Origin of the sequence: Hyphomicrobium sp. CS1BSMeth3 (genome assembly GCF_900117415.1) — a bacterium.
Classification (GTDB): domain Bacteria; phylum Pseudomonadota; class Alphaproteobacteria; order Rhizobiales; family Hyphomicrobiaceae.
In genome coordinates this window covers 1,263,426-1,274,756 of the sequence record NZ_FPEI01000006.1, presented here as the reverse complement: position 1 = coordinate 1,274,756, position 11,331 = coordinate 1,263,426, and the positions used below count along the sequence as shown (strand labels likewise).

General features: G+C 62.1%; 13 protein-coding genes and 1 pseudogene. 6 read left to right on the top strand and 8 right to left on the bottom strand.

The window, feature by feature from the left end; translation table 11 throughout:
• Positions 1-83: 83 nt before the first annotated feature.
• On the bottom strand, positions 84-674 hold the full coding sequence (locus CS1BSM3_RS21035; protein ID WP_174263746.1) for a Crp/Fnr family transcriptional regulator: 591 nt from the start codon (positions 672-674) through the stop codon (positions 84-86).
• Positions 675-949: 275 nt separating this feature from the next.
• Between CS1BSM3_RS21035 and CS1BSM3_RS21030 the strand changes: the two genes are divergently transcribed.
• Complete coding sequence (locus tag CS1BSM3_RS21030) at positions 950-1,261, top strand: substrate-binding domain-containing protein (RefSeq protein ID WP_143149305.1); 312 nt, start codon at positions 950-952, stop codon at positions 1,259-1,261.
• Positions 1,262-1,374: 113 nt separating this feature from the next.
• Here CS1BSM3_RS21030 and CS1BSM3_RS21025 read toward each other — a convergent pair whose 3' ends face one another.
• A complete protein-coding gene (locus CS1BSM3_RS21025; RefSeq protein ID WP_072390471.1) occupies positions 1,375-1,989 on the bottom strand; it encodes a cupin domain-containing protein in 615 nt (204 codons plus the stop codon).
• On the opposite strand from CS1BSM3_RS21025, the pseudogene CS1BSM3_RS28895 reads away from it, so the two are divergent.
• Positions 1,978-2,373, top strand: a pseudogene (locus CS1BSM3_RS28895) (winged helix-turn-helix domain-containing protein); the annotation flags it as partial. The gene CS1BSM3_RS21025 and the pseudogene CS1BSM3_RS28895 sit on opposite strands and share 12 nt — an antisense overlap.
• 213 nt (positions 2,374-2,586) lie before the next feature.
• A complete protein-coding gene (locus CS1BSM3_RS21020; RefSeq protein WP_244540658.1) occupies positions 2,587-3,711 on the top strand; it encodes a tetratricopeptide repeat protein in 1,125 nt (374 codons plus the stop codon).
• Between the two features lie 124 nt (positions 3,712-3,835).
• Here CS1BSM3_RS21020 and CS1BSM3_RS21015 read toward each other — a convergent pair whose 3' ends face one another.
• A complete protein-coding gene (locus CS1BSM3_RS21015; protein WP_072390465.1) occupies positions 3,836-5,398 on the bottom strand; it encodes a winged helix-turn-helix domain-containing tetratricopeptide repeat protein in 1,563 nt (520 codons plus the stop codon).
• A 108-nt stretch (positions 5,399-5,506) separates the two neighbouring features.
• Between CS1BSM3_RS21015 and CS1BSM3_RS21010 the strand changes: the two genes are divergently transcribed.
• A complete protein-coding gene (locus CS1BSM3_RS21010; RefSeq protein WP_072390462.1) occupies positions 5,507-5,968 on the top strand; it encodes a cupin domain-containing protein in 462 nt (153 codons plus the stop codon).
• 65 nt (positions 5,969-6,033) lie between these two features.
• Here CS1BSM3_RS21010 and CS1BSM3_RS21005 read toward each other — a convergent pair whose 3' ends face one another.
• Positions 6,034-6,864 carry a hypothetical protein gene (locus tag CS1BSM3_RS21005; RefSeq protein WP_072390458.1) on the bottom strand — a complete coding sequence of 277 codons (831 nt, stop codon included), beginning with the start codon at positions 6,862-6,864 and terminating at the stop codon, positions 6,034-6,036.
• Positions 6,865-7,267: 403 nt separating this feature from the next.
• Between CS1BSM3_RS21005 and CS1BSM3_RS21000 the strand changes: the two genes are divergently transcribed.
• On the top strand, positions 7,268-7,759 hold the full coding sequence (locus CS1BSM3_RS21000) for an arsenate reductase ArsC (protein ID WP_244540579.1): 492 nt from the start codon (positions 7,268-7,270) through the stop codon (positions 7,757-7,759).
• 66 nt (positions 7,760-7,825) lie between these two features.
• Here CS1BSM3_RS21000 and CS1BSM3_RS20995 read toward each other — a convergent pair whose 3' ends face one another.
• The 3 genes from CS1BSM3_RS20995 to CS1BSM3_RS20985 all read right to left on the bottom strand — a co-directional run bounded on the left by CS1BSM3_RS20995 (position 7,826) and on the right by CS1BSM3_RS20985 (position 9,704).
• Positions 7,826-8,227, bottom strand: a complete 402-nt coding sequence (locus CS1BSM3_RS20995; RefSeq protein ID WP_072390455.1) for a DoxX family protein — start codon at positions 8,225-8,227, stop codon at positions 7,826-7,828.
• A 12-nt stretch (positions 8,228-8,239) separates the two neighbouring features.
• On the bottom strand, positions 8,240-8,656 hold the full coding sequence (locus CS1BSM3_RS20990; protein ID WP_244540641.1) for a tetratricopeptide repeat protein: 417 nt from the start codon (positions 8,654-8,656) through the stop codon (positions 8,240-8,242).
• A 79-nt stretch (positions 8,657-8,735) separates the two neighbouring features.
• The gene (locus CS1BSM3_RS20985; RefSeq protein WP_072390449.1) at positions 8,736-9,704 is read right to left on the bottom strand and encodes an MBL fold metallo-hydrolase; all 969 of its coding nucleotides are present in this window, start codon (positions 9,702-9,704) and stop codon (positions 8,736-8,738) included.
• A 158-nt stretch (positions 9,705-9,862) separates the two neighbouring features.
• On the opposite strand from CS1BSM3_RS20985, the gene CS1BSM3_RS20980 reads away from it, so the two are divergent.
• Positions 9,863-10,456, top strand: a complete 594-nt coding sequence (locus tag CS1BSM3_RS20980; protein WP_210188816.1) for a sigma-70 family RNA polymerase sigma factor — start codon at positions 9,863-9,865, stop codon at positions 10,454-10,456.
• 307 nt (positions 10,457-10,763) lie between these two features.
• On the opposite strand, the gene CS1BSM3_RS20970 is transcribed toward CS1BSM3_RS20980, so the two are convergent.
• Positions 10,764-11,267, bottom strand: a complete 504-nt coding sequence (locus CS1BSM3_RS20970; protein WP_072390443.1) for a hypothetical protein — start codon at positions 11,265-11,267, stop codon at positions 10,764-10,766.
• Positions 11,268-11,331: the final 64 nt, after the last annotated feature.

Genomic DNA, 11,331 nt, shown 5'->3' with positions numbered 1-11,331 from the left:
GAAACGACTTGCGCGAGCGCAACTCGGCCCTCACTGCCGTTGCACCGCGTGCCCTTGCTGGCACAGTTTCGGCTGCGGCATGTTCACTCACCCTCGCCGGACACGAACCTCGCGAGGCGCGCTGTATCGTGGATCACGATCTGCCCGCGCTTCGCGTCGACGCCGAGTTCGCTCAGGCGGCCGAGCTCGCGGGAGAAGGTCCAGGGTGTCATGGACAAACGTGCGGCGATGAGCTGTTGCTCAAGTGGCAGATCGAAGCGGTTCTCACCTTCGCCCGCTCGGCACATTCTGAGAAGAAACCCTGCGATGCGGCGGCGCGGCGGCCATCCACTGTGGTGCTCGATTTGATCCACAAGGCCGCGGAGCTGTTTGAAGACAGCCGAAATGACCGCGAGAGCGAGACGCGGACTTTGTGAAACGAGGTCTCGATAGATCTTGAGGTCGAAACGGGCGACGCGCAATCGCGATGCGGCCTCGGCACTTACCGGATAGAACAGGTTGTCGGTTGAGATCAGCGCTTCCGCGAACGACTCGCCGGGGCCGAATAGATGGATCACGATGCGATTTCCGTTGGGCTGATCGCGGAAAAGGGTGGCCCAACCCTCGAGCACGACAAAAAAAGCCTCTGCCGGCATGCCTTGTTGGAAGAGCGATTGGCCTAAGGCGAGCTCCATGACACGATGGTGCTGCGCCAGTAGATTAAAATCATTCTCATCGAGAGCAGCGAACAGTCTGCATTCGCGGAGTGTTCGCTGATCGGCTGTGGTGAGACGCATTTGGTTGGACACTCACGCGCAAAAATCAGCGTAGGCGCAGCCATGTTCATTAGACTGGGCATACGCGAAGAACATCAGGCATAGCATCCGGATTTCTGCAGCCGCAACTCCCCAGCCTGGTGCCATTGAAGGCGGCAAATGCGGATCGCATCGCTGACGAAAGATTTCCTGTCTTGCCGCGAGCTTCGACCGTTGATCTCATTCTGACCGAGCGACCTCTGCTCAGCATGGTGGGGTGCCGCATACCGGATGATGTCTCGATCATCAGCATCGGCGATCCGGACTTTGCGAGGACGCATGTGCCACCGATCGCGGCGCTCAGAGTCAGCACCGACGACATCGTGGAGCGCACGGTGGAGTTGCTGTTGAAGCGGATCAAGGGCGACCGCTCCATGCCGCCGCAGCGAGCGCTCGTCCAGTTCGACTTCAAGCCGCGACAATCGTGCGGCCCGCTGCGCGCACCGGTTGCCAGTAGCGGCTTGTAAGGCCGGTGACGCAAACGACATCCGACGGCTCGGCGCGGGCCGGAAGCGACCCTTGCGACACCGCAGCGATGGGCGCTCAACGACTTTAAATCCGTTCAGCGCGCAGACCTACCTCAGTCCAACTTGGCGGGTGACGAGAAGGGCCGTGCGGCGTCCACCACGAACATGACGAGCTGGTCCAGATCGGATGTGCCGGCACTGAAGACTTCCATCGGCATGTCGGCACCATGTCCGTTCATGGACTGGCCGCTCTCGGCGTAGCTGACGCCGTGCGGCGTTCGCTGACCGAGGCGGCCAGCAAGAACGTAGAAGGCTTCGGACCCTGGATGAGTGTGTACGGGTGTCTTGGTGCCGGGGGGCCCGAACGCGTGATTGATGCGTAGAAGATATTCATTGGCAGTGATGAGGGGAACCGGCCCGATCTCCGCCACCTTGCTGCCGCCGGGTGTCGCGCCTCCCTTCGGGCCGAGCGTGAAGAGCCAGACCTCGCCCGAGACCTCGGCAGCCAGTGACGTGTCGCCCGCTGCGGCCTGCGCCTGTCCGAGAGTCGGAAAGCTCTCAACCCGCCAGAAGAGCGGGCCGAGCGGCAGTTGCTTGAGTTTCTTCTCGGCGACGCTTTTGATTTCAAGTTTTTGCTGTGCGGTTGCGATCGACGATATTGGAGCTGCTCCCAATACACCCAGCAACAGCGCCGCGACGCACAGGATGGTGGGCTTGTGCAGGTTCATGGCGGTCCTCCTCGCGATCGCACTGCTGCCACCGTGCCAGAAAGTCCGCGAACCCGCCCTCAGGGTATCCTCCATTTTTCCTTAGGCGTCCTTCCATTTTGCCTCTGGGAGTGGTGTGCTAGGCTTGCGGCCAGTCTCGAGCGACCAGGGATTGGGCTCGTGCGCTACTTATTCGAAGATTGTGTGCTCGACACAGCTTGCCGCGAACTGCGCCGAGGGGCTGCGCTGGTCGCAGTCGAGCCTCAGGTATTCGATTTCCTTGTTCACCTGGTCCAACACCGGGATCGCGTCGTCAGTAAGGATGAGCTCCTGGCCGCGGTCTGGCAGGGACGCGTCGTTTCGGAGTCCGCAGTTTTCAACCGGATCAATGCTGCCCGCAGTGCGATCGGCGATACCGGCCATAAACAGCGATTGATCCGGACATTGCCCCGCAAGGGCCTCCGCTTTGTCGGTGATGTCCGCGAAGACGAAGGCGCGGGCATCGTCAGTGCGCATCTGCCTCCACGGGCATCTGCCTTTCTGCCACTCCCTGACCGTCCCTCAATTGCCGTACTACCTTTCATCAATATGAGCGGTGATGCCGGTCAGGACTATTTCGTGGATGGGCTCTCCGAGGACTTGATCACCGGTCTTGCCCGCATCCGATGGTTGTTCGTCATCGCTCGCAACTCGACCTTCATCTACAGGGACCGCGCTGTCGATGTGAGCCAGGTCTCGCGTGAGCTTGGCGTCCGTTATGTCCTCGAAGGCAGCGTGCGCCGCGACGGCGATCGGCTGCGTATCAGCGCGCAGCTCGTCGATGCGATCACCGGGGCCCATCATTGGGCCGAGCGATACGACCGGCAGATCGGCGACATGTTCGTCGTGCAGGACGAGATCACCCGCAGTGTCGCTGCGGCAATCGAACCCCACTTGCTCGCGGCCGAAGGCATTCGCACGCTTTCGCGTTCTGCCGACGACTTAGGTGCTTGGGAACTGGTTGCCCGCGCGCAAACATGCTTCTGGCGTTTAACACGCGAAGACTGCGCGGCGGCCGTCGAACCTCTGAAGCGCGCCGTGGAAGCCTATCCGGAGTACGCGCCGGCGCGCGGTCTGTTGGCATTCTGCCAGGTATTTGCAACGCATATGGGCTGGATCGACCGTGAGCGAGGGCTGATGCCCGGCCGGGAGCAGGCCATTCGCGCGATCGCGCTCGATGATCGCCATCCCTGGGGCCACATCGCGCTCGCCTACTGGGCCATGATGGAGCGGCGCACGGACGAGGCGATCGCGACATTTCGTCGAGCGGTCAGCCTCAATCCGAATTCGGCGGCCGCCCATTCCCATCTCAGTCGCGGCTTTGCTTTTGCAGGTCGCGATCGCGAGGCCATAGAGCACGGAGAAGAGGCCATCCGGCTCAGTCCGCTCGATCCGGAGATGGCGCTGTTCCTCGGCGCTATCGCGGTCGCTCACTATGCGGCCGGGCGGTATGCGGAAACCATCGAGTGCTCGCTCGAGGCTCAGCGGCTGCGCCCGGGCTTTCAGGGTTCGCGACGTTTGTTGTGTGCGAGCTTGGCACAGGCGGGGCGCGTCGACGAGGCACGGTCCCTTCTGACGATCATCCGGCGGGAGCAGCCGCAACTATCGCTCTCCTGGATCAGGGCGAACGTTCCCTACCAGACGCCGCAGCTCATGGAGCACTTCCTGGAGGGCTTCCAAAAAGCAGGGCTTGGTGAGGATTAGGCGCGGTCGGCCGAGGGCATTCGCGCAAGTTCATCGCGGGCACTCCACAAACCGAGCGCGGTCGGCGTTCCCCACGCCGCCAATCGAAAGGCGATCGGAAGGACATAAGCTGTTCGATGCCGCGCTATTCCGGCAGCCCGGCGGCCTGCAGCGCACCACCGAGCGCTTCCGCAAGGGCTGGCGCACAGTCTACGCCGGCAAACTGGCGGCTGTAGCGAAAGGCTGGCTGGAGCTCGAGCACACGCGCGGCCGCCGCCCTCGCTTCGTCCAGCCGGCCAAGTTTGGCCAGCGCAGCGGCCAATTGCACGTAAGTGATGCTGTGTGCCGGATTGGCTTGAACGGCCTTGTAGGCTGCTCGACAAGCTTCCTCATAGCGGCCGCGCAGCAAATGGCTCATTGCTTGCGCGTCAAACGCGGCCCAAACCCACGAATCGAAGGGGCTTAGCCGCATACCCCACTCACTCCATTCTATTGCGCGTTCGGCTTCGCCGCCCCATCCGAGAATGACGCTGCCGAGAATGTAGGTCAGCGCCGAAGAGGGGCTGATGGCGAGCGCAGCTTCCAATGCCGTGAATGCTGCGGCGCGATCGTGCTCGTCCATGCCGATGGAAAAGGCGGCCCATGTCAGAGCCAGCGCATCGTCTTGCCCATAGACAATGGCTGATCGGGCGTGGCGGATCGAAGCGGCACGGTTGACCTCCTGCAGGCCGGCACGAAGAAACAAGCAATGGTGACACATCGCGGCATTGCCATGCGCAAGCGCATAAGTAGGCTCGAGTGCGATCGCCCGCTCGAGAAGTGCCAGCGCTCTCGTTACTTGCTCGGGCATACCTGAATCGACGTCAGGTTGGGCCCGCAGCACGAGATCGTAAGCGTCGAGACTGTCCGGTCGCTTCCGCCTGACGCGTTCGATTTCGGCTTTCCGCACGCTCGGCGCAATCGCGCCCACCGCTGACAGTGCGATCTCGTCCTGAAGTGCGAAAATGTCCTCGGAGCTGCGGTCGTAGCGCTCGGCCCAGACGTGCGCACCGGTCGATGCATCGATCATCTGCCCCGTCACGCGCACGCTACGGCCGGCCTTGCGCACGCTGCCTTCGAGCACATAGCGCACGCCGAGCTCGCGGCCGACCCGCTTCACGTCCACGGCGCGGTCTTTGTAGATGAGGGTCGAGTTCCGCGCGATGACGAACAACCATTTAATGCGAGCAAGACCCGTGATGATGTCGTCGACCATCCCTTCGGCGAAGTACGCCTGCTGCGGATCGTCGCTCAAGTTCGAGAAGGGCAGGACCGCGATGGAGGGCTTCTCAGGCAAGGTCGGTGCCGACGCGAGGGCGGCGGCAGCCGAAGCATCCGGGACGCGGGTGGCAACAGCCGGCCCGACATAGCGATAGCCGCGGCGCGGCAGTGTTTCGATCCAGCTCGCGGCATCCCCGGTGTCGGCCAGCACCCGGCGCAGGGCTGCGATCTGAACCGTCAGATTGTTATCGGCGACCGCCAATCCGCCCCAGCCGGCCTCGACCAGCGCGTCCTTGGACACCGGTGCGCCCGCGTTTTCGAGCAGCCGGCGCAACAGCGCGACGGCGCGCTGGCCAAGCATGGTCGGCTCGCCCCCGTGAAAGAGAATGCCCGCCTCCGGGTCGAGGCGGAACGGGCCGAACTGGTAGAGGCCAACCCTGACTGTCATGCGTGTCTTTTAGCAAATTTTTGGGAATGGGTTCACGACTTCCCCGCGGGGGCCGCCGATGTTGCACAAATGCTTGCGGCAGTAAGCCCCCCGTCGAAGGAGGATCATATGAGCGCTCATGCCGTCATTCGCATGCCCGGGGAGACAAAGGGGGTCATGCTGCGTGGTCATCCTATGAACTTCCTCGTCACCGGCGAAAATACCAAGCACACGAGCATGTTCGACTGGACGATCCCCGCGGGGTTCGCCACCGGGCGGCATGTTCACCGGGTGCAGGAGGAGACCTTCTACCTGCTCGAAGGCGAGTGCGAGTGGCATGTGGACGACAAGACGATCCGCGCAACGCCGGGAACCTATCTGTTCATCCCGCCGGGGGTGCCCCACAACATCACGAATGTCAGTGAGAAGCCGGCACGCGTGCTGATGACCGTTTCTCCGCCCGGCCACGAGCATTATTTCGAAGAGCTCGCGAAGCTCGCGGCGCAGGGTGCGCCGGATCCAAAAGCGCTCGCCGATCTGCGCAACCGCTATGACACCGATCAGCTCTCGACTTTGACAACACGCGCGTAAGCTTCCAGCCGAGCGTCCGATCGCAGCTTCGTGGCCCAGGCGAGCGCGACCTCTAGGGCACAATATCAATGGACCGCGATGAGCGCGTAAGCGAAACAAAGCGCGAGACTGGCCCACACTGCCGCTGTGAAGTACAGCGACATCCAGGCAATCTCGTCCCGCCATTGCGCGAAATCATGCGTCACTATCCAGCGTGTCCGCGCGTCACGGAGACCCTCGAGTGGGCTCAGAGTGTTGTGGCCAACAGAGAGCCCTAGGCGCCAGCGATTGAGGTACATCGGTACGTCGATAGTGACGAGAAAATAGAGATAACCCGCGATGCCGGAAATTGCGACGGCAAGACCTATGCGGACCTCACCGTTGAACTCCGGAAGCAATTGGCACAGGCCGATCGCAATCGAGAGAAAAACAACTGCCCAGATTGAATTTTCGATGGCATTGGCCAGATAGTTGGTCGTCAAAACACCGTACCATGAGCAGCACTGTGCAACGAGGATCAGAGGTACGATCCCGTAGGAGAGGCCTCCTATCGTGTCCAAGCCCGCTTTGCCGGCAAGCTCGCTCAGGACGATGGCCCACTGCGTCGCGAAGCAGACCTCCGCTACAGTCGCGACAGTTCGACCGATGAAGACACTCGACAGCCAGGTATCGAACAAGCAAATTCGCTGCACATCCGCGCGCGGGAGAACCGACCGGAAGGCGCAGCCAAAAACATAAGCAGCAGACAGAAAGACCATGAGCGGCATGCCGGATGCGCTGCTCGCGCTTTTAATGGTCTGGCCGTGGAACTCCCAATACAGCAGGAACCAGAGCGTAATGTTCGCGCTGCTGGCGAGCGTCAAGAAGGCCCACCACCAAGCGAGCGGGTTTGACCGCGTCTGCCAGAGCAATCTCATGCGCTATTTCACGCCTCAATGGACTGACACTGAACCTTCACAATAGTGTCACGAAGCGCGTCTGGTCGCGAGCAGAATGTTCAGGATCCCGCGTGGCGCGCGGGGCGGACCGGCCAGACAAGATGGCTCCCTGCCATAGCCCGCAGTGGCATCGCTCAAAGTCCACTGCCCGGTCGGCATATGGCCCGAAACAGGCTTCAATCGCCCGCGTTCAGTCGGTTCCGGTCACCTGATGCTGGGTCAGAGCCACAGGAAGCAAGGCGCGTGTGGGAGGAAGCGCTGTCCGCTGGGAGCAGCTCGCGTGGCGGCAGCGACAGGTCCCAATGGGTTCAGCTCGCCCCCGAACCCGGAACTATGACAACGCACATCGTGTTTCGCGTTTGCAGCAGCGATGGGGCATATCATGGACCGGGCCTACAATTTGCTCTTCATATCGCGCCGCAACTCGGCCCGCAGCGTCATGGCCGAAGCCGTGGTCAATAAGCGAGGCAATGGAAAATTTCGCGCCTTCAGCGCGGCCGTAGAGCCGAGTGATGTGATTGATCCTGTTGCGATTGAAGTGCTGGATCACGCCGGCTATGCGACGGAAGGATTGCATCCCAAGCACTGGCAAGAGTTCACTGGAGCCGATGCACCGATCCTGGACTTCGTGTTTACGCTCAGCGACACAGCGTCGAGCAAGGAGTTCCCCGCCTGGCCCGGCGCGCCAGTTTCCTCTCATTGGCGCTATCCCGACCCCACCAAAGCGAAAGGCGAGGTGTGGGAGCGACGATTGGAATACGGCAAAACTCTGTCGGCAATCGAACGTCAGATGCGCATTTTCATGCAACTGTCTTTCGATGCGCTCGATCGCGTGGCGCTCCACAAGCGGCTCAGCGAAATGTCCAGCGGCTAATCCGGCCGGCGTTCAGGCGGACAATAGTGGGCAGGCCAGCGACATCATTCTGTGAGCAGAACCGCGCTAACGTCCGGCCGCGTGGTCAACCGACCAACGCCCGGCGCCCGCAACCGCCAGCACCAAAAAACCGCCGGCAATGGCCAGATCCTTTTCGAAGTGAAGGATCTGGCTTCTATCGGCGACATTGCCGTGGAAGATAACGGCCGTCAGAATGCAGAACGCCGCCAGTGCCGCAGCCGCAAGCCGAGTCTGCCAGCCCACGGCGATCATCAGGCCGCCACCGAGCTCCAGCGCGATGACTGCCGGCAGCAGGGCGCCGGAGACGCCGAAACGATTCATGTAGGCGACCGCCGCGTCGTAGCCCCTCAGCTTGCTCCAACCCTCCAGGAGGAACAAGGCAGCCAGCAACAGGCGGCCGATGGCAAGGCCTGCAGCCGGGACAGATGATGAGAAAGCGGCACTCATGAGGAAAACCGCTCAGTTGGTCTTGGGCGTGGCATCGGCGATGGCTTTCGCGAGGTCTTCGAGCTCCTCGCAGCCCTTGGGGCAGAGCTTTTCGAGGATAGCCAGATGCTCTCTGGCTTGGGGGAGCCGGCCGGTCTCGACGTACAGCTCTCCCAGGTACTCGTGTGCGCCCTTGTGGTTGGCGTCGAAGTCGAGCGCCTTCTTGTAGAAGGTCAGCGCCTTGGCGTAGTCACCGGTCTTGCGCAGGCTGAAGCCCAGCAGATTGTACACATCGGCGTGCTGCACCCCGCGGTCGACCATGCCAGACAGGTCGGCAAGCGCGCTCTTGAAGTCCTTGGCCTTGATCTTGGCGCGGACCGCCGTCAGGTCGGGGGCGTCCGTCGTTACGGGCGTGTCCACCGCCAGCGCGATCTGGGCCGCAAACAACATGGCGGCGCAGACCGCGAGCACGCATTTCATGACGTACATGTCGATCTCCTCTTGGCCGTGGATTGCAACACCGCACGCTTCACGCCTTGGCGGGCGTCAACGCATATCCAGAGCCGTCCTTCTCCAGGACGCCGGCTCCCGGCCACGGGAAATGATAGCCAGCGACCGGGACCTTGTCGGCAACGATGCGGTCTGCCAGTGCGCGGCGAGATTTCTCGGCGAGCGGCCCGTCCTGATCGAACGAGCCATGCCAGTGGGGCGTCCTGAGCGACAGAGCGGGTTGGTAAAACGTGTCGCCCGAGTAGATCATCTGCTCCCCGCCCGACGCGATGTGGAAAGCGATGTGGCCGGGGGTGTGCCCCGGCGTCGCGATCGAACGTATGCCGGGCGCGACCTCCATTTCGCCGTCGACCTGCCGGACGTTCTTCCACGCCGGGAAGGTGGACTGGATGCGCTTCGCCAGCGGGCGGCGGGCCTCGGGCAGCTTCTCGATGACTGCGGGGTCGGTCCAGAATTTGTACTCCGCCGTCGAGACGACGATCTCGGCATTGGGAAATAGTGCGGCGTTCGAGCCTTTCTCCATCAAGCCGAAGATGTGATCGGGGTGGAAGTGAGAGATCATGATCGTCGTGATCTTGCCCGGATCGAGCCCCGCTTCCTTCATGTTGTCGAGAAGCGTGCCGGCAGTCGGCTGCACCTGTCCGCCCGTGCCGGCATCGAAGAGAACGAGGTCGCGTCCGGTGCTCACGACGAGCGGTATGAAGGGGATCGGCACGAACTCGTCCGTCTGGCCTGCGGCTCGGAGGGCGCGCTTCACGTCGTCCACGCTGGCATTCTTGATGAAGGCCGGATCGTGCGGCTTTTCCCAGATACCGTCGTAGACAGCCGTGCACTCGAAGGTGCCGACCGCAAACCTGCGGAATGGCGTGGCCGGAGGTGGCGTTTTCTGTGCCTGTGCGGGCGTGATCAACGTGACGGGCGCGCCGACACCGAGCGCAGCGGCGAGAGCCGCTGACGCGATGACGTCGCGGCGTGACAGCAGGGGCATGGCTTACCTCCCGTGAATTGTCGGCGCGCATCCTCTCGATCGCGCCGCACTGGGGAGACTCCGTGGCAGCCGCGTTTATTCCCCGGCGACCACGCGCGCAGCGCAAACAGTGATCACGAATTTGCGGGAATAAAGCGCGAGGCTCGTGGATCTGACCCATGAACGCTGCACGTCCGGCAAGTGACAACTCGATGACAGAACGCGCTCGCTTCGAGCAGTTGGCGCTGCCCCACATGGACGCGGCATACAATTTGGCGTTCTGGCTCCTGCGCCATCGCGCTGACGCCGAGGATGCGATGCAGGATGCCTATCTGAGAGCCTATCGCAGCTTCCATGACTTCCGAGGCGACGACATACGCCCTTGGCTGATGAAGATCGTTCGCAACGTCGCGTTCCGGAGGCTCAGCGACCGCAAGCGTGCCAGGAATGTGATCTCGTTCGACGCGGCGCTTTTCGACAGGCAGTCGGGCGAAGCGGCGGTTTGGCAAGTGCCGGACGACAGTGCATCGGCGGAGGAGGTCGTCATCGGCTCGGGCGAGCAGGCGACTCTTAGGCGGGCGCTGAGCGAGCTGGCACCGATCTTCCGAGAGGCCATCGTGCTGCGTGAGCTCGAAGCCATGTCCTACCGCGAGATTGCCGACCTGACGAGTGTGCCGATCGGTACGGTGATGTCGCGGCTCGCCCGGGCACGCGCCGAGCTGCGGAAAATTTTGACACGCATCGAGACGGAAGATGAGAGCAATGCGATGTGACAGCGCCGCCGAACTTATCGGCGCTTATATCGATCAGGAATTGGCGCCCGAGGCTCGCCGCGAGATGGCGGCACACCTCGAGACCTGCCCTGCCTGCGCCGCATTGGCCGATGACATTCGCCATATGAGCGGGAAGCTCGCCGCTCTCGGGCGCGCGCTCGCGCCGGAGGATCTCGAGGGCCGGGTGCGCGCGCGTCTCGCGATCGCCGAAGCTGAGATAATGGATCGGCCGCGCTTGGCTGTTTGGGGCGAACGCCTTGCTCAGAGTCATTTTGCGCTAGTTCGCGAAGTCGCTCATCTTCCGCTCTCAGCTAGGTTCTTTGCGCGGCCGCATTTCCCGGCCCGTCGGATCGGTATCAAGCACTGATTCGTGTAGACCGCCGATGGGCCGAACTGGTTTGCCATCGCCGTCCACTTCAAACAGTCCCCACCCCAGCTCTGCGAGTTCATCCTCGGTGAACATCGGGTCGCCCAACAAATAGCAGAAGCCAAAAAGCAACTCTGCTTGCATCCCGCGCACTATGTCATTGAGGTCTTGAGCGGACGCCCCACTGTCGAGGCACCTCCGCAGCGCGTGCCCCACACCGGCGTAAGGCGCATCAGGATTTTTCTGTGCCCTTTGAATATGGGCCTGCATCCAGCTCGTATCGTTCTCGCAAACGACGTCGCGCCACGCTTGCCTCAGAAACAGGAACCTCTGAAGCTGAGGAATTCCTTCCTCGAGCTGCGATCTTGCCCACAATGCGGGTTCTCTCGCGCCGAGCTTCTCGAAAAGAGCAGTCAATTCGTCGAGATCTTGGGGGATGTCCATCGCTGCTCGTGCCTTCGAATTTCCGACATATGCTTCGCACCAAGTACTATTTATGTGGCGAACA

Bases quoted from the DNA above. Each gene is read 5' to 3' on its own strand.
- CS1BSM3_RS21035 (WP_174263746.1), bottom strand. From the start codon at position 674: ATGGAGCTCGCCTTAGGCCAATCGCTCTTCCAACAAGGCATGCCGGCA.
- CS1BSM3_RS21025 (WP_072390471.1), bottom strand. From the start codon at position 1,989: ATGAACCTGCACAAGCCCACCATCCTGTGCGTCGCGGCGCTGTTGCTG.
- CS1BSM3_RS21015 (WP_072390465.1), bottom strand. From the start codon at position 5,398: ATGACAGTCAGGGTTGGCCTCTACCAGTTCGGCCCGTTCCGCCTCGAC.
- CS1BSM3_RS21010 (WP_072390462.1), top strand. From the start codon at position 5,507: ATGAGCGCTCATGCCGTCATTCGCATGCCCGGGGAGACAAAGGGGGTC.
- CS1BSM3_RS21005 (WP_072390458.1), bottom strand. From the start codon at position 6,864: ATGAGATTGCTCTGGCAGACGCGGTCAAACCCGCTCGCTTGGTGGTGG.
- CS1BSM3_RS21000 (WP_244540579.1), top strand. From the start codon at position 7,268: ATGGACCGGGCCTACAATTTGCTCTTCATATCGCGCCGCAACTCGGCC.
- CS1BSM3_RS20995 (WP_072390455.1), bottom strand. From the start codon at position 8,227: ATGAGTGCCGCTTTCTCATCATCTGTCCCGGCTGCAGGCCTTGCCATC.
- CS1BSM3_RS20990 (WP_244540641.1), bottom strand. From the start codon at position 8,656: ATGTTGTTTGCGGCCCAGATCGCGCTGGCGGTGGACACGCCCGTAACG.
- CS1BSM3_RS20985 (WP_072390449.1), bottom strand. From the start codon at position 9,704: ATGCCCCTGCTGTCACGCCGCGACGTCATCGCGTCAGCGGCTCTCGCC.
- CS1BSM3_RS20980 (WP_210188816.1), top strand. From the start codon at position 9,863: ATGAACGCTGCACGTCCGGCAAGTGACAACTCGATGACAGAACGCGCT.
- CS1BSM3_RS20970 (WP_072390443.1), bottom strand. From the start codon at position 11,267: ATGGACATCCCCCAAGATCTCGACGAATTGACTGCTCTTTTCGAGAAG.